We start from the raw sequence: 16,390 nt of genomic DNA, 5'->3' as shown, positions 1-16,390 counted from the left end.
CGACGGTGCCACGGGCAGTCTGATGCGTGCCGCTCATCCTTGCAGGTTCCGAGCCGGAGCTTGGCGAGCGCAGGCTGATGCCGCAGCGGATGCCCCCCTTTCCGAGACGGCGCACCTAGCGACCGATCCCGGCGGCCGCCGAGCGCAGCCGCTCGAGCAGCAGTCTCTGCGCCTGTGTCGGCATCCAGCCGCTGCGCAGGGTCAGCCCGATGGGCCGGTCTTTCCAGCCGCCATCCACCTCGAGCCGATGCAGCGTTCCGTTGGAAATCTCGGCCACCGCCTGCGCCTCGGAAATGCACCCGAGGAAATCGCCGCGCGCCAGCAACTCGCGCATGAAGAGGATCGATCCCGCTTCGATCACGCCGCGCGGCCCGCCCTCGGGCAGCCGCGCGAAATAGCCGTCGAACTGCACCCGCGACGGCGTGCCCTCGCGCGGGACGACCCAGCTTTGTTGCGCCAGCGTCGCCGCGCTCAGCGGACCGGCCTGCGCCAGCGGATGCCCCGGCCGCGCGACGATGACCAGTTGGTCGTCGAACAGCCGTTCCTGCACCACGTCTCCGATCGGCGCAGGGTCGCGCAGCGCCCCGAGGATGAGGTCGATCGCGCCGCGCCTCAGCCCGACGAGCAGATCGTCGTAGAGCCCGTCAACGATGCGGATCGGCTGATGCGGACGCTGGGCACGAAACTCCGCCACCGCCTGGGGCAGCAGCACCGAACGGGCCATCGGCAGCGCTCCGATGACGATCTGCCCCACCTCGCGGCCATCGATCTCGGCCATGTCGGCCTCGGCCTGCCCCAGCTCGGCAAAGGCCAGCCGTGCGGCCTGCGCGAGCCTCTCCGCCGCACGGCTGGCGACAAGCCCGTTGCGCCGGCGTTCGAACAGCCGCTGACCGGCCTCGGTCTCCAGCTGGCTGATCGCCCGGTGCACGGTGGGCTGCGCCTGCCCGAGGCTGCGCGCCGCCAGTGTGAAATTCTCGGTGTCGACCACCGCGATGAGCGCTGCGAGCTGCGAGCTCGAGGCGGTCAGGCAAAGCCGCGGCGAAAGCGCCGCCAGCGCCGGGTCGAGCCGCCCGAAGGCCCGCGTCACCCGCGCGCCAAGCAATTGCCCGCGCTCGGTCGCGAAGACGCCCTGCCGGGTGCGGTCGAACAGCGGCCCGCGCGTCTGGGACTCGAGCTTGGCAAGCGCCTGCGTCACCGCGGGCTGCGAGATGCGCATGCGCGCCGAGGCCAGCGTCAGCGACCGCAGCTCGAGCACGGCGAGGAAGACCCTCAGATGCCGCAGGTTCCGCGAGATCATCGCCTGCCCCGCAACCTGGCGCGCCGCCAGATGCGCGCCACATCCGCGAGCCCATTCTTATTCAGGGAATATCTGTGCCGCCGCAGGTCGCCCGGCCCGACCGCGGCGTCCGCCCGAGCAGCGTCCCGGAATTCCCTCCACCGTTCCTCGCATCGTCGCACCCGTGTTCCCCCTCATGCAGCTCATCGCGAATGCTTGGCACAAATGCTTTTTGATCACTACCAACTCTAGCCAAAACTTATCCTGTGCGACGCGTTTCTGAATTGCCGGCGACAGGCGGTGCGTGACATGCCCGAGGCAAGACACCCGGAGGAGACATCATGTCCGAGACGAAGACCGCGCTCATCATTTCCGCTCATGCCGCCGACTTCGTCTGGCGCTGCGGCGGTGCCATCGCGCTGCACACCGAGCTGGGCTACCGGGTGACCGTGGCCTGCCTCTCCTTCGGCGAACGCGGTGAGAGTGCCCGCCTGTGGAAGGAGGGCAAGTCGCTTCAGCAGGTCAAGGCCATCCGCCGCGGCGAGGCCGAGAAGGCCGCCGAGGCGCTCGGCGTGCACGAGCTTGTGTGCTTCGACAAGGGCGACTACCCGCTGCAACTCGACCGGAGCGACAAGGACGAGCTGGTGGACCTGATCCGCAAGGTTCAGCCGAAGTTCATGATGAGCCATTCTCAATACGACCCTTACAACACCGACCACATGTACATGTCTCAGGTCGCGCTCGAGTGCCGGATGATCGCCCAGGCCTGGGGCCACAATCCCGGCGAGAAGGTTCTTGGCGCGCCGCAGCTCTACCTCTTCGAGCCGCATCAGACCGAGCAGATGGGCTGGAAACCCGACACGTTCCTCGACATCACCCCGGTGTGGGAGAAGAAGAAGACGGCAATGGAATGCAACGAGGGCCAGATTCACCTCTGGGACTATTACACCCGCGTCGCGCAGCAGCGCGCCAATCACTTCAAGCGCAACTCCGGTGGCATGGCCGGCGGCCGCGATTGCAGATATGCCGAGGGCTTCCAGTCGGTCTTCCCGCGCACCGTCGACGAGCTTTGAGCCCGAGGGAGGAAAAGACCATGATCCAGCCGACCACCCCCAGCTTCGACATCGCCCACCTTGGCCATGTCGAAATGCTCACCGACAAGTTCGACGAGAGCCTCGACTTCTTCACCCGCGTCTACGGGCTCAAGCTCTCTGCGCAGGACGAGACCAGCGCCTACCTGCGCGCCTGGGACGACTATGAGTTCTGCACGCTGAAACTGACACGCTCGGCCACCACGGGCGTCGCCCACATCGGCTACCGTGCCGCCTCGCCCGAAGCGCTGGAGCGCCGCGTCGCAATCATCGAAGCCTCCGGATACAAGCTGCATGGCTGGACCGAGGGCGATCTCGGCCACGGCCGCGCCTTCCGCTTCGAGGATCCCTTCGGCCATGTGTTCGAAATCTACTACGACACGCGCTGGTACGAGGCCCAGGACGGGAAGGACCGCGCCGCGCTGAAGAACACCGCCAGCGCCTTCGAGGGCGCCGCGCCGCGCCGGCTCGACCACCTCAACCTGCTCGCCTCGGACGTGACCGAGTTCCGGCGCTTCATGGAGACCTGCCTCGGCAGCCGCGTGACCGAATACATCCAGCTCGACAACGGCCGGATCGGCGGCTGCTGGTTCACCGTCAACAACAAGACCTACGACCTAGCCTGCACCGAGGAGCACGGCGGCGGCACCGCGCGCCTGCACCACGTCACCTACGCCACCGACCAGCGCGAGGACATCCTCCGCGCGGCGGACATCTTCCTGCAGAACGGCGTGCACATCGAGACCGGGCCGCACAAGCATGCCATCCAGGGCACGTTCTTCCTCTACGTCTGGGAGCCCGCGGGCAACCGGGTGGAGCTGGCCAATGCCGGCGCGCGGCTGATCCTCGCGCCGGACTGGCAGCCGGTGTGCTGGACCGAGGCGGACCGCAAGAAGGGCCAGGCCTGGGGGCTGAAGACCATCGAGAGTTTCCACACCCACGGCACGCCGCCGGTCAAGGGCTGAGGCCCCTGCCCGGCGGTGCCGCGGAGGACACCGCCGGGATTTGCGTATTTGGAAAGAGAAGAAGCGGAAGGAGATTGCCATGGCAGTCGTGGTTCAGAACGTGGCGCGCGCAGGCAGGGATGTCATCGACGCGCTGGGGCGCGCGGGCGTCGCGACCGTGCATGAGGCGCAAGGCCGCAAGGGCTGCCTGCAGAGCTACATGCGGCCGATCTACTCCGGCGCGCAGATCGCCGGCTCGGCGGTGACCATCTCGGCACCGCCGGGCGACAACTGGATGGTGCATGTGGCGATCGAGCAGCTGCAGCCCGGCGACATCCTGGTGCTGGCGCCGACCTCGCCCTGCGACAACGGCTATTTCGGCGACCTGCTGGCCACCTCGGCGCAGGCCCGCGGCTGCCGCGGGCTGATCATCGACGCGGGCTGCCGCGACGTGAAAGACCTGACCCAGATGGGTTTCCCGGTCTGGTCCAAGGCGATCAGCGCCCAGGGCACGGTCAAGGAGACGCTGGGCTCGGTCAACGTGCCGATCGTCTGCGCCGGTCAGGCCATCGAGGCGGGTGACGTGATCGTCGCCGATGACGACGGCGTCGTGGTGGTCAAGCGGGCCGAAGCCGAGGCCGTGCTGGCCAAGGCCGAGGCGCGGCTGGCCGCCGAGGAGGCCAAGCGCGCGCGCCTCGCGGCGGGCGAGCTCGGGCTCGACATCTACGACATGCGCGGGCGGCTGGCCGCAAAGGGCCTGAAATACGTCTGAGGCGCGCCTGCGCGAGTGAGCAAGGGGAGCGAGATGGGACAGACCGAGGATTTCGAGACAGCGGGCATCCCCTGCCTCTGGATGCGCGGCGGCACCTCGAAGGGGGCGTATTTCCTTGCCTCCGACCTGCCGCGCGACGCGGACGCGCGCGACGCGCTGCTGTTGCGGATCATGGGCTCGCCCGATCCGGCGCAGATCGACGGCATCGGCGGGGCCGACCCGCTGACCTCGAAGGTCGCCGTGCTGGCGCCGCCCTCGCACCCGGATGCGGATGTGGACTACCTCTTTCTGCAGGTCTTCACCGATCAGGCGCTGGTCTCGGACGCGCAGGGCTGCGGAAATATCCTTGCCGGGGTCGGCCCCGCCGCCATCGAGCGCGGGCTGGTCGCGGCCTCGGAGGGCGAGACCCCGGTGCGCATCCACATGCGCAACACCGGCGAGATCGCCGTCGCCCTCGTGCAGACCCCGGAGGGCCGGGTCAGCTACCAAGGCGCGGCGCGCATCGACGGTGTGCCCGGCCACCACGCGCCGGTGCCGCTGATGTTCGAGGGGCTGGCGGGCTCGATGTGCGGCAGGCTGCTGCCGAGCGGCAACGCGGTGGACCTGATTGACGGCGTCGCCTGCACGCTGATCGACAACGGCATGCCCTGCGTGATCCTGCGCGCCTCGGACATGGGGATCGAGGGCCGCGAGAGCCGCGAGGCGCTCGACGGTGACACGGCGCTGAAGGCGAAGCTGGAGTCGATCCGCCTGAAGGCCGGTCCGCTGATGAACCTCGGCGATGTCTCGGGCAAGTCCGTGCCCAAGATGACGCTGGTCTCTGCGCCGCGGGCCGGCGGCGTGGTGAGCACCCGCAGCTTCATCCCGCACCGCTGCCATGCCACCATCGGTGTCTTCGCCGCGGTCAGCGTCGCCACCGCCTGCACCCTGCCCGGTACACCCGCCGCCGGGGTGGCCGTGCTGCCGGACGGCGAGACCTTCGCCATCGAGCACCCGACCGGCGCGGCCGAGGTGCTGCTGGAACGGGACGGCGCGGGGTCGGTGCGGCGCGCCGGATCGCTGCGCACCGCCCGCAAGCTGTTCGACGGCCGGGTCTTCCCGCGGGCCTGAGCGCGCTTGCGTCGGCAGGGACAAGGGGCTTCGGACGCCGTGCCGGGGCGCCGGGGCGCGTCAGTTGTAGGCCCCCGCCGAGTAGGTCAGCTCGTAGCCGTGCGAGTAGAGTTCGAAGACAATGCCGAACGGATCCTCGACGTAGACCATGCGATAGGGTTTCTCGCCCGGATAATACGCGCGAACCGGCATCCGCTGCTTGCCCCCCGCGGCGACGATACGCGCCAGCAGCCCTTCGAGGTCCGGGTCCTGGATGGCAAAGTGAAACAGCCCGACCTGGCGGTGCGGCAGGTTGTCTTCGGGCCGGTAATTCTCGGGGAATTCGAAGAGCTCGAAACCGATCCGGTCGGCGGTGGACAGATGTGCAATGCGGAACTTGCCCCAGCCGGGGCCGAAGACATCGTTGCACATCACGCCGATGTCGCTGTCATCCTCGGCGATCTCGGTCGGCTCCATGATCACGTAAAAGCCCATCACGTCGCGGTAGAAGGCGACGGCCCGATCGAGGTCCGGGACCGAAAGGCCGATGTGGGAGAAACTGCGGGGAGTGGTCTGGGTCATGTCTGTGCCTCATGTCTTGCTGTTGCAGCACATATGGGCTTGGCAGGTCATGCTGTAAAATTATCATATGGATTGAAAATCATAACGTTTTGAGATGATCATGCTGAATTCCGTCTGGCTCAACAGCTTCGTCACCCTCTGCGAGACCGGCCATTTCACCCGCGCTGCCGCCCGGCTGAACATGACCCAGCCCGGCATCTCGCAGCATCTGAAAAAGCTCGAGGAGCAGGTCGGTCAGCCGCTGCTGTCGCGCGATGGCAAGAGCTTCATCCCCACGCCGGCCGGAGAGGCGGTGCTGGAGTTGGGGCAGCGCCGACGCGTCGAGGAAGCGGCGCTGCGCGACGCGCTGCGGCATGACGATCCGCAGGCGGGCGAGGTGTCGCTGGCCTGTTCGGGTGCGATCGCGCTGCTGGTCTACCCGCGGCTCATCGCGCTGATGCGGGCGGCGCCGAAACTGGTGGTGCGGCTCGAGGCGGCGCCGCAGGCGCGCATCGCCGAGGGTGTCGCGGCGGGCGTCTTCGACCTTGGCGTCATCGGGCACCCGCCCGGACAGGCCCGGCTCGAGGGCGTCGAGATCGGCGCCGACTCGCTCTGCCTTGCCCTGCCGCCGGGCAGCACGCCGCGACCCGGTATCGCCGACCTGCAAGAGCTGGGCTTCATCGGGCATCCCGACGGATCGGCCTATGCCGACGAACTGCTTTCGGCCAACTACCCAGAGGACTATCCAGGTGCCGAGCACCTGAACCTGCGCAGCTTCGTCAACCAGATCGGTCAGATCCTCGAGCCGGTGGCGCAGGGCATCGGCTTCACCGTGCTGCCGCGCAGCGGGATCGATGCCTATCCCGGACGGCAGCGACTGACGCTGGCCCGGCTCCCCACGGACGTGCGCCATCCGCAATGGCTGGTGCAGCGGCGCGGGCGTGCTCTTCCACGCCGCGCCGAGGCGCTGCGCGCGGTGCTGCGCGAGGCGCTGAGGGATCGATGAGCGTCCCGAAGCGGTGCGATAGGGCGGCGGTCAGCCCTCGGTCGGGCCACAGTCCGAGATGAAGGCATCCAGGAGTGCGATCAGGCTCGCGTAGCGCTCGGCACCGAAGCGCTCGGCAAACCCGTCGGTGATCTCCCGCGAGGCGGGGGTGAAGCGCGTCACCAGCGCCCGGCCCTCGGCGGTCACCGAGACCACCTGTCGGCGGCGGTTCTCGCGGTCCTGTACCCGTTCGACCAGCGCCCTTTCGACCATGGATTGCAGGATGCGCGAGACCGAGGCCGGTTGCAGGCAGGCCGCCTCGGCCAGCCCCTGCACCGAGCAGGGGCCGCTTTCGATCAGCACGCGCAGGATGCGCCACTGCGGCTCGCTCACCCCGGCCTCGGCCAGCATCGGGCGCAGTTCGCGTAGCAGCGTCTCGCGCGCGCGGATGAGCGCGATGGGCAGCGAATGGGTCGTCGGCGCCAGCGCCGACGCGCCCGTCTTGCTGTCGGCCATGCTGTCGGCCATGCTGTCGGCCATGGCGTCCGCCTCCTGCCGTGGTGTCAGAGCAGACATAGCGAGATCCACGGCACGAGCACCAGCAGCGCGAGCCGCAGCAGGTCCGCAAGCCAGAACGGGATGATGCCCCGGAAGATGGTCGAGAGCGCGATGTCGGGCATCACCGACCGCAGCACGAAGACGTTCATCCCCACCGGCGGGGTGATCAGGCTGACCTCGGTCACCACCACCACGACCACGGCGAACCAGATCAGCACGGCCTCGGGGTCGGCCAGCGGGCCGGTGCCGAAATCGAGCTGAGCGATGATCGGATAGAACACCGGCACCGTCAGCAGGATCATCGACAAGCTCTCGAAGACACAGCCCATCAGCAGGTAGATGCCCACCATGATCCAGACCACCGTCCAGGGGTTCACCTCGGCGTCGTAGATGAGGTCGACCAGCGCGTCCGGCAGCCCCGCGAAATTGACGAAGGCCGAGAAGATCTCGGCGCCGATGATGATCGCGAAGATCATCGCCGAGGCCAGCACGGTCTCGCGGCAGGCCGAGACGAAGCCCGCCCAGTCGAGCGCCCGCATGGCAAGCGCCAGGGCCAAAGAGGCGATGGCGCCCATGCCCGCGGCCTCGATCGGGGTGAAGAAGCCGCCGTAGATGCCGACCATGATGAAGAGGAACAGCCCCAGCGTGCCCGCGACGCCCATCCTGTCGCGCCGGGTCATCGGCTGCGAGGCCCCGGCCTCGGGCGCGAGCGAGGGGTCGAGGCGCACCGCGACCATCACCGCGATCAGATAGAAGACGATGCCGATGGCGCCGGGCAGCAGCCCCGCGATGAAGAGCTTGCCGATGTCGCTCTCGGTCAGCAGCCCGTAGATGATCATGATCACCGAGGGCGGGATGAGGATGCCCAGCGTGCCGCCCGCGGCGATCGACCCGGCGGCAAGGCTGTCGGCGTAGCCGAAGCGGCGCATGGGCGGCATGGCGACGCGGCTCATGGTGGCGGCGGTGGCCAACGACGATCCCGAGACCGCCGAGAAGCCGCCGCAGGAGAGCACGGCCGCAAGCGCCAGCCCGCCGCGCATCCGGCCGAACACCCGGTCGGCACCGGCGAAAAGCCCCTGCGCGATGCCCGATCCCGCCAGCACGTTGCCCATGAAGATGAACAGCGGCACCACCGAGAGCGAATAGCTGAGACCGGTCTCGAAGACCGCCGCGCCGACCATGGCACTGGCAGGCTCCCAGCCGCGCAGCCAGGCAAAGCCGACGCCGCCGACCAGCGCCATGGCGAAGGCGATGGGCACGCGGGCGAAGACCAGCGCCAGAAGGATGGCGATGGCGACGAGGGATTCAATCATGGCTCAGTTCCCGCAGCAGGCCGAAGAGCGCCGAAGCAAGGCAGGCGAGTGCCCCCAGCGCAGCAAAGGGGGCCAGCGGCACGCCCAGCGAGACCGAGCGCGCGCCTTCGTGGCTCTGGTCGATCATCATGCCAAAGAGGGTCCAGGCAAACCAACACAGCACAACCGCCGAGACGGCGGCGGCAAAGACCCCGAGCGCCTTCTGCACCGGGCGCGGCAGCGCGCCGACCAGCAGATCGACCTCGACGTGGCCTCCGGCGCGGCTGACCAGGGGCAGCGCCACGAAGACCAGCGCGCCGAGCATCAGCTCGGTCAGCTCGAAGGCCCCCGAAAGCGGCGCGTTGAGCAGGTAGCGGCCCACCACGTCGATCCCGGTCACCGCCATCAGGGCCAGCAGCAGCAATGCTGCCAGCCCCAGGAGCACGGTCTCGAGACGCCTTGCGATCATTGCGCCGCCGACATGTCGACGCCGGTCATCTCGCGGAAGCGCGCGAGTGCCGCAGTGCCGTCCTCGCCCTCGGGAAGGCTTTCCGCCCAGGCCTTTTCATGCTGCGCGGCGGCGGTCTTCACCGCCTCGAGCACCGGCGCGGGCGCGGCGTAAAGCTCGATGCCCGCCGCGTCGATCTTCTCCTTCGCGGCGTCATCGGCGTCGTTCCACGCCTTGCCGACGAGCTCGGCGAAAGCCTCGCCCGAGATCGCGTCGATCGCCTTCTGGTCCTCGGGCGAGATCTCGGCCCACTTGTCCTCGTCCATCACCAGGAACCAGCTGGTGTTGTAGAGCCCGCCCGGCACGGTCATCGCGTATTTCAGATCGTCGGTCAGCTTGAAGGCGGTCAGCGCCTCGTAGGTGAAGGCCACCCCGTCGATGACCCCGCGCGAGAGCTTCTCGTAGACCTCGGGCGAGGACATGAAGAGTGGCGTCGCGCCCAAGTCTTCGGTCAGCCCCGCGACGTAACCGCCGGGAACGCGGATCTTCATGCCTTGCAGGTCGGCGGGGGTCTCGATCTTGCGCAGGTTGTTGTGCAGCAGCCCCGGCCCGTGCATGAAGAGGCCGAGCAGATGGGTGCCGGCGTGCTCCTCGCGCGCGTTCAGATCCTCGGTGTAGACGGTCCAGAACGCCTTGGAGGCGGCAACCGCGTCATCGCCGAGGAACGAGAACTGCCCCAGTTGCGAGCCGGCGAAACGGTCGTCCTGCGTGAAGCTGTGCAGCCCGTAGGTGATGTCGGCAACGCCGTCGCGCGCCATGTCGAAATGCGCCGGAGGGCTGCCCAGCGGCTTGCCCAGCACGCGCACCGAGACGCGGCCCTCGGTCACCTCCTCGACCTTCTCGGCCCAGGGCTTGATCGCGTTGACCACGATCGGGTGGCGCGGCGGCAGCCAGCTCGACAGGGCGAGCTCGATGTCCTTGGCCTGCGCCACGCCGGACAGTGCCAGCAGCGCGAGGGTCGCGAGACCCGTTTTCTTGATCGTGGTGTGGAACGTCGTTTGGAACGTCATGGGGGGATCCTCCCTTGCGGGGCCGCGGGCTCCTCCGCCCGGACCCGGTGAAATCTCAGATGGCTGCGGGCTGCATCGCGTCGGGTTCGGCGCGGCGGAAGGCGTCGAGCTCCGCGCAGGCCCGCGCGACGCGAGTGATACGCGGCAGGTCGGCCGTCTCCACGCCCCAGCGCGCGGCGTTGTAGAGTTGGGGGATCAGGCACAGGTCGGCCTGCGTCAGCGTTGCGCCGGTGCAGTAGGGGCCGGACTCGTCGAGCAGCGCCTCCACCGCCTCCAGTCCGGGGCGGATGAAGTGGCGCATCCACGCGGCGCGGGTGTCTTCCAGCCCCGTCAGCGCGGCGGCATGGGCCGCGACGCGCAGGTTGCACACCGGGTGCAGGTCGCAGGCGATGGCCTGCGCGATGGCCCGCATCCGCGCGGCCTGTGCCGGGCCTTCCGGGCGCAGCGAGACGCGCCCGGTCTCCTCGAGGTAGTCGAGGATGGCAAGGCTCTGGGTCAGCCGCAGCCCGTCGATCTCGAGCACCGGCACGAGCCCCTGCGGGTTCAGCGCCAGATGGTCCGCGCCGCGCTGATCCCCGGCGAGCAGGTCGACCGGTCGGCTCTGCCAGTCGAGCCCGGCGAGGTTGAGCGCGATCCGCACCCGCCAGCTCGCGGTCGAGCGCCAATAGTCGTGCAGCACCGCCTCAGGCATAGGAGCGTGCCGTCTCGAGGATCGTCTTCAGCGCATCCACGTCGCCGAAGCGGTTGGCCAGCAGCAGCACGATCCGCACGTTGAGCGCATGGCTCTGCGCCTCGGTCAGCCCCTCGTGCGCCGCCATCAGCGCCTCGTAGGCTTCGTCGCCACGGGCGCCAAGTCCCATCTCGTAGGTCTCGCGCATCACGCCATCTCCCTTTCACAGCTGCGGCCCATGGCGCGGGCCAGCGCCTCTTTCAGACCCGCCTCCGGCACCTCGCCGTGGAACACTGCGGCGGCATGGCCATCCGGACGGACGAGATAGGCCACGCCCGTGCCATAGCGCTGAAGCGCGTAGCCGCCCCGGTCGTCACGGGTTTCGTAGCCCATGTCGCTCTGGCCTATCCCGATCCGGCGGATCCCCACGTCGGGCAAGTCGATTTCCCCGAAGCCGACCAGCGAGAACGCCCCCTGCACCAGCGGCAGCAGCCAGCCGTTGCCCACCGGCGCATCCACCATCGGCTGGCCCGGACGCACGAGGCCTTCGCCCGGCGTCTGCAGCGCGAAGCCTTCCAGCGAGCAGGGCAGCGACAGCCGTCCCGAGTTGATCAGCCGCCGCGCGAAGGGCTGGTCATGCGCCATGCGCAGCGTCTCGCGGCGGAACAGCGCCTCGATCCCGGTCTTCGGCGTCATGAAGTTGGTCGAGCGCGAGGAGTTGAGGATGTTCTCCGCCGACCCGTGCGAACGCTCCTCGTGGTAGCTCTCGATCAGCGCCTCGTCGGCCTCGCCCTTCAGCACCGCCGCCAGCTTCCAGCCGAGGTTGTCCACGTCCTGGATGCCGCCGTTGCCGCCGCGCGCGCCGAAGGGGCTGACCACATGGGCGCTGTCGCCGACAAAGACCACGCGGCCATGCACGAAGCGATCCAGCTTGATGCAGCGGAACTTGTAGACCGACAGCCAGTCGAGCCGGAACGGCTTGTCGCCGACGATCGCCTTGATGCGCGGGATCACCTTCGCCTCGCTGGCTTCCACCTTGGCGTCGGCGCCAAGGTCGAGTTGCAGATCGATGCGGTAGATATTGTCGGGCTGCGCGTGCAGCAGCGCCGACTTGCCGGGGTGGAAGGTCGGGTCGAACCAGAACCAGCGCTCGGCGATGCCGTGATCGCCAAAGGGGCTCTCGTCCATCTCGATGTCGGCGATGAGGAACTGTTCCTCGAAGGTCTGGCCGGTGAAATCGAGCCCCATGCGCGCGCGCGTCGCAGACTTCGCCCCGTCGCAGGCCAGCAGCCACTCCGCTGCCAGCTCGTAGCTGCCCTCGGGGGTCTCGACGGTCAGCGACACGCCGTCCGCCCGAGCCGCATGGTCCACCACCTTTGACAGGAAGCGGATGTCGATAAGACCAGGGAACTCGCGGGCGCGGTCGAGAAGGTACTGCTCGACGTAATATTGCTGAAGATTGATGAAGGCCGGGTACTTATGGCCGTCCTCGGGCAGCAGGTCGAAGCTGTAGACCTCCTCGTCGCCATGGAAGAGCCGCCCGACTTTCCAGGTCACGCCCTTCTCCAGCATGCGCTCGCCGACGCCCAGCCGGTCGAAGATCTCGAGCGTGCGCTTGGCCCAGCAGATCGCCCGGCTGCCCACCGAGACGACGTTGTTGTCGTCGAGCACCACCGAGCGGATGCCCTGAAGCGCTAGATCGATCGCCATGGCAAGCCCGATCGGTCCGGCGCCGACGATGGCGACCGGCGCGCCGGTGGCGCCGCCGTCCAGCTCGGGCGGGCGCACGAAGGGCTGCGGGGCGTAGCTATATGCGGGCATGGTCTCTCCTCCCTTGTGCGCGCGGTCCGGCTCCTCGACCGGCCCGCGCGCGCATCTTGTTGTGCGTCAGCCTTGCAGGTCGGCCCACATCTGCTGATCGCGCTCGGCGGTCCAGACGCGGGGGGTGTCGATGCCGCGGGCCTCGTCGTAGGCGCGGCCGACGTTGAACGGCAGGCAATGCTCGTAGATCGCATAGTCGGCGAACTTCGGATCGCACTCGGCGCGCACCGCGTCCCAGGCCTCCTTGAGCGTGCCGCCGCGGGCCACGACGCGGGCCACGGGCTTGTAGGTCGAGCGCACGAAATCGGCGGTGTTCTCCAGTGCCTGCATCACCTTTGCCTCGCCCACCAGCGCGTCACCGCGGCCCGGCGCGATGGCCTTGGGCTCGAAGCTGGCGATGTTGGCAAGCGTTTCGGGCCAGTCGGCGAAATGGCCGTCGCCGCAGTAGCAGGCCGAGTGGAACTCGACGATGTCGCCGGTGAACATTACCTCCTGGTCGGGCACCCAGATCACCGCGTCGCCGGCGGTATGGGCGCGGCCGAGATGCATGATGTCGACCCGGCGCTTGCCGAGGTAGACGGTCATCCGGTCGCTGAAGGTGGTCGTGGGGCGGGTCAGCCCGGGGATTTCCTCATGCCCCTGGAAGAGCCGCGGGAAACGGCCGAACTCGCTGTCCCAGTCCTCCTGCCCGCGTTCTTCCACCATGGCGGCGGCCTCGTCCGACATGATGATCTCGCGCGCGCCATAGGCCGAGGCGCCAAGCACCCGCACGGCATGGTAATGCGTCAGCACGAGGTGGCTGATCGGCTTGTCGGTGACCGAGCGCACGCAGTCGATGACCTTGCGCGCCAGCCGCGGCGTGGCCTGCGCCTCGACGATCATCACGCTCTCGTCGCCGATGATGACGCCGGTGTTGGGATCGCCCTCGGCGGTGAAGGCATAAAGCCCCTCGCCGACCTCGGTGAAGCTGATCTTCTTCTCTTCCATGTCGCCTTGCGACGCGAATGCCTTTGCCATTGGGGCCTCCTTCATTCCTCGGTCCAGTCGGGCTGCGGCACGGCGGGCAGAACCTTGCCCGCGCAGGCACCGAAGCCGATGCGGTAGCCGTCGCCCTGCGCCGCACCGCGCAGGGTCAGAGTGTCGCCATCCTCGAGGAAGCTGCGGGTCGCGCCGCCGGGCAGTTCCAGCGGCTCCTTGCCACCCCAGCTCATCTCCAGCAGCGAGCCGCGGCTGCCGGGCGTGCTGCCCGAGATCGTGCCCGATCCCAGCAGGTCGCCGGTGCGCATGGCGCAGCCGCTGGTGGTGTGATGGCAGAGCTGCTGCGCTGCCGAGTAGTACATCTCGGCGTAGTTGGTGCGGGCGATCACCGTCTCCTCGCTCCCCTCCGGTGCCAGCGCCACCTCGAGGTCGATGTCGTAGAGCATCGGGCCGGGTTCGCGCAGATAGGGCAACAGCTCCCGCTCGCGCTCCGGCGTGCCGGTGCGGAACGGCGCCAGCGCCGCGGCGGTGACGATCCACGGGCTGATGCTGGTTGCCGTCGCCTTGGCCTGGAACGGCCCGAGCGGCTGGTACTCCCAGGCTTGGATGTCGCGCGCCGACCAGTCGTTGAGCAGCACGTAGCCGAAGATCATCGCATCCGCCTCGGCGACCGAGACCATGCCCCGCGACGGCGTGCCGACGATCGCGCCCATCTCCAGCTCGAGGTCGAAGCGCGCGCAGGGCGCGAAGCGCGGCAGTTCGTCCTGCGGCCCTTTCAGCTGGCCCCAGGGGCGAGAGACTTCGGTGCCCGAGACCACCACCGAGGAGGCCCGGCCATTGTAGCCGATGGGGATCGACAGCCAGTTCGGCGGCAGCGCGTTCTCCGCGCCGCGGAACATGGTGCCGACGTTGACCGCGTGGTTTTTCGAGGCGTAGAAATCGGTGAATTCGCTGACCGTGAAAGGCATGTGCAAAGACACGCGCTCCAGCGGCACCAGATGCGGCTCGACGGCGGCGCGATGCGCCTCATCGCCCAGAAGCTCCGTCAGCCGCGCGCGCAGCGCCGCCCAGACCTCCGGGCCGGCGGCCATCACCGCGTTCCACGACGGCGCGGCGAAAAGCGCCGCATCCAGCCCGTGATCCACCGCGCCCACGTCGAGCACGAAACCCCCGATCGCCACGCCCATGCGCGCGCCGCGGCCGGCGTCGAAAACCCCGTAGGGCAGATTGTTCAGCGGAAAGTCGCAGCCGGGCTCATTGGCTCCGCCAACCCAGCTCTGCATCAAGCTCATTCTCGTCCTTCCGGGACCCGGGGCCCCTTCTTCTCTTTCCAAATACGCCGGGCCAAATACGCCGGGGGTGAATTGGCCGCAGGCCAAGAGGGGGCAGCGCCCCCTCCCCTTCCGGCTCAGTCGCAGTTGCCCTCGGGCGTGCCGTCGAAGCGCTTCTTCAGGCTGTCCCAGCAATCGATGTAGTCGTCCTGCAGCGGCGCCTCCTGCGCGGCGAAGCGCGTAAGGTGCTGCGGGAAGCGGGTCTCGAACATGAAGCTCATCGTGTTGTCGAGCTTGCCCGGCTTCAGCTCGCCGAAGCTGGCCTTCTCGAAGGCCTCGTTGTCCGGCCCGTGCGGCAGCATCATGTTGTGCAGGCTCATGCCGCCCGGCACGAAGCCCTGCGGCTTGGCGTCATACTCGCCGTAGATGTTGCCCATCAGCTCGGACATGACGTTCTTGTGGTACCACGGCGGGCGGAAGGTGTTCTCGGCCACCATCCAGCGCTCGCGGAACAGCACGAAGTCGATGTTGGCGGTGCCCTCGACGCCCGAGGGGGCGGTCAGCACGGTGAAGATCGACGGGTCCGGGTGATCGAAGAGCACCGCGCCGACAGGGCAGTAGGTGCGCAGATCGTATTTCACCGGCGCGTAATTGCCATGCCAGGCCACCACGTCGAGCGGCGAATGCCCGATCCAGGTCTCGTGGAACTGCCCCTGCCACTTGATCACCACGCGGCTCTTCACCTCGCGGTCCTCGAAGGCGGCAACCGGTGTCTTGAAGTCGCGGCGGTTGGCCATGCAATTGGCGCCGATCGGGCCGCGGCCCGGCAGGTCGAACTTCTGGCCGTAATTCTCGCAGACGAAGCCGCGCGCCGGACCGTCGATCAGCTCGACGCGGTAGACCAACCCGCGCGGCAGGATGGCGATCTCTTTGGGCTCGAGGTCGATCACCCCGAGCTCGGTGCAGAAGCGCAGGCGCCCCTCCTGCGGCACCACGAGGAGTTCGCTGTCGGCGGAATAGAAATACTCGTCCTGCATCGAGGCGGTGACGAGGTAGATATGGCTCGCCATGCCGACCTGCGTGTAGACGTCGCCCGCGGTGGTCATCGTGCGCATTCCGCTGAGCCAGGTCAGGCTCTCCTGCGAATGCGGCACGGGATCCCAGCGGTACTGGCCAAGGCTGATCACATCGGGATCGACGTTGGGCGCGCTCTGCCAGTAGGGCACGTCGATCTTCGCAAAGCGCCCAACGTGCTTCACCGCCGGGCGGATGCGGTAGCACCAGGTGCGCTCGTTCTGATGGCTCGGCGCGGTGAAGGCGGTGCCCGAGAGCTGCTCGCCGTAGAGCCCGTAGGCGCAGCGTTGCGGCGAGTTCATCCCGTCGGGCAGCGCGCCCGGCAGCGCCTCGGTTTCGAAATCATTGCCGAAGCCGGGCATGTAGCCCTCGTGCAGCGCACTGATGCCCGCGGCGCGCGTCAGGCCCGAGATCTTGCTCAGGTCGTTCATCTCCGAAGTCCTCCCTCGACGTATTGATGACATGTTGTTAGTTACTTTTGTAACTAACA

17 protein-coding genes are annotated in these 16,390 nt (G+C 68.2%); 5 read left to right on the top strand and 12 right to left on the bottom strand.

Annotated features, from left to right (window positions below; genetic code table 11):
- Positions 1-115 precede the first annotated feature (115 nt).
- A complete protein-coding gene (locus tag IQ782_RS05850; RefSeq protein WP_194133683.1) occupies positions 116-1,297 on the bottom strand; it encodes a LysR family transcriptional regulator in 1,182 nt (393 codons plus the stop codon).
- 320 nt (positions 1,298-1,617) lie between these two features.
- Here IQ782_RS05850 and IQ782_RS05845 point away from each other — a divergent pair, with 320 nt between their 5' ends.
- The 4 genes from IQ782_RS05845 (at position 1,618) to IQ782_RS05830 (ending at position 5,193) form a co-directional block, all read left to right on the top strand.
- Positions 1,618-2,349: a PIG-L deacetylase family protein gene (locus tag IQ782_RS05845; RefSeq protein WP_194133682.1), complete on the top strand. Its 732-nt coding sequence runs from the start codon at positions 1,618-1,620 to the stop codon at positions 2,347-2,349.
- Positions 2,350-2,369: 20 nt separating this feature from the next.
- Positions 2,370-3,332 (top strand): VOC family protein, encoded by a 963-nt coding sequence (locus IQ782_RS05840; protein ID WP_194133681.1) that lies wholly within the window; start codon positions 2,370-2,372, stop codon positions 3,330-3,332.
- A 79-nt stretch (positions 3,333-3,411) separates the two neighbouring features.
- Entirely contained in the window at positions 3,412-4,083 is a 672-nt protein-coding gene (locus tag IQ782_RS05835) for a 4-carboxy-4-hydroxy-2-oxoadipate aldolase/oxaloacetate decarboxylase (RefSeq protein WP_194133680.1), read from the top strand.
- A 33-nt stretch (positions 4,084-4,116) separates the two neighbouring features.
- Complete coding sequence (locus IQ782_RS05830; RefSeq protein ID WP_194133679.1) at positions 4,117-5,193, top strand: 4-oxalomesaconate tautomerase; 1,077 nt, start codon at positions 4,117-4,119, stop codon at positions 5,191-5,193.
- Between the two features lie 60 nt (positions 5,194-5,253).
- Here IQ782_RS05830 and IQ782_RS05825 read toward each other — a convergent pair whose 3' ends face one another.
- Entirely contained in the window at positions 5,254-5,754 is a 501-nt protein-coding gene (locus IQ782_RS05825) for a lactoylglutathione lyase family protein (protein WP_194133678.1), read from the bottom strand.
- A gap of 100 nt (positions 5,755-5,854) precedes the next feature.
- Between IQ782_RS05825 and IQ782_RS05820 the strand changes: the two genes are divergently transcribed.
- A complete protein-coding gene (locus tag IQ782_RS05820; RefSeq protein WP_194133677.1) occupies positions 5,855-6,739 on the top strand; it encodes a LysR family transcriptional regulator in 885 nt (294 codons plus the stop codon).
- A 30-nt stretch (positions 6,740-6,769) separates the two neighbouring features.
- Here the strand turns inward: IQ782_RS05820 and IQ782_RS05815 are convergent, their stop codons facing one another.
- The 10 genes from IQ782_RS05815 to hmgA all read right to left on the bottom strand — a co-directional run bounded on the left by IQ782_RS05815 (position 6,770) and on the right by hmgA (position 16,331).
- Positions 6,770-7,294: a MarR family transcriptional regulator gene (locus tag IQ782_RS05815; RefSeq protein ID WP_194133676.1), complete on the bottom strand. Its 525-nt coding sequence runs from the start codon at positions 7,292-7,294 to the stop codon at positions 6,770-6,772.
- Positions 7,282-8,589 (bottom strand): TRAP transporter large permease, encoded by a 1,308-nt coding sequence (locus tag IQ782_RS05810; RefSeq protein WP_194133675.1) that lies wholly within the window; start codon positions 8,587-8,589, stop codon positions 7,282-7,284. The genes IQ782_RS05815 and IQ782_RS05810 overlap by 13 nt, the downstream gene beginning before the upstream one ends.
- A complete protein-coding gene (locus IQ782_RS05805; RefSeq protein WP_194133674.1) occupies positions 8,582-9,037 on the bottom strand; it encodes a TRAP transporter small permease in 456 nt (151 codons plus the stop codon). The genes IQ782_RS05810 and IQ782_RS05805 overlap by 8 nt, the downstream gene beginning before the upstream one ends.
- Positions 9,034-10,086 carry a TRAP transporter substrate-binding protein gene (locus tag IQ782_RS05800; protein ID WP_194133673.1) on the bottom strand — a complete coding sequence of 351 codons (1,053 nt, stop codon included), beginning with the start codon at positions 10,084-10,086 and terminating at the stop codon, positions 9,034-9,036. The genes IQ782_RS05805 and IQ782_RS05800 overlap by 4 nt, the downstream gene beginning before the upstream one ends.
- Positions 10,087-10,141: 55 nt before the next feature.
- Complete coding sequence (gene maiA, locus IQ782_RS05795; RefSeq protein ID WP_194133672.1) at positions 10,142-10,777, bottom strand: maleylacetoacetate isomerase; 636 nt, start codon at positions 10,775-10,777, stop codon at positions 10,142-10,144.
- Positions 10,770-10,964, bottom strand: coding sequence for a DUF2783 domain-containing protein (locus IQ782_RS05790; RefSeq protein WP_194133671.1), 195 nt, complete (start codon positions 10,962-10,964; stop codon positions 10,770-10,772). Before IQ782_RS05790 ends, maiA begins: the two co-directional genes overlap by 8 nt.
- A complete protein-coding gene (locus IQ782_RS05785) occupies positions 10,964-12,577 on the bottom strand; it encodes an FAD-dependent oxidoreductase (RefSeq protein ID WP_194133670.1) in 1,614 nt (537 codons plus the stop codon). Before IQ782_RS05785 ends, IQ782_RS05790 begins: the two co-directional genes overlap by 1 nt.
- A gap of 66 nt (positions 12,578-12,643) precedes the next feature.
- A complete protein-coding gene (locus IQ782_RS05780) occupies positions 12,644-13,594 on the bottom strand; it encodes an MBL fold metallo-hydrolase (protein ID WP_194133669.1) in 951 nt (316 codons plus the stop codon).
- An 11-nt stretch (positions 13,595-13,605) separates the two neighbouring features.
- Positions 13,606-14,847, bottom strand: a complete 1,242-nt coding sequence (gene fahA / locus IQ782_RS05775) for a fumarylacetoacetase (RefSeq protein WP_194133668.1) — start codon at positions 14,845-14,847, stop codon at positions 13,606-13,608.
- A 116-nt stretch (positions 14,848-14,963) separates the two neighbouring features.
- Positions 14,964-16,331: a homogentisate 1,2-dioxygenase gene (hmgA, locus tag IQ782_RS05770; protein ID WP_194133667.1), complete on the bottom strand. Its 1,368-nt coding sequence runs from the start codon at positions 16,329-16,331 to the stop codon at positions 14,964-14,966.
- Positions 16,332-16,390 lie beyond the last annotated feature (59 nt).

This window comes from Salipiger mangrovisoli (genome assembly GCF_015223355.1).
Taxonomy (GTDB): Bacteria; Pseudomonadota; Alphaproteobacteria; order Rhodobacterales; family Rhodobacteraceae; genus Salipiger; species Salipiger mangrovisoli.
The sequence above is the reverse complement of the archived record's forward strand: the minus strand, read 5'-3'. Positions and strand labels throughout refer to the sequence as shown.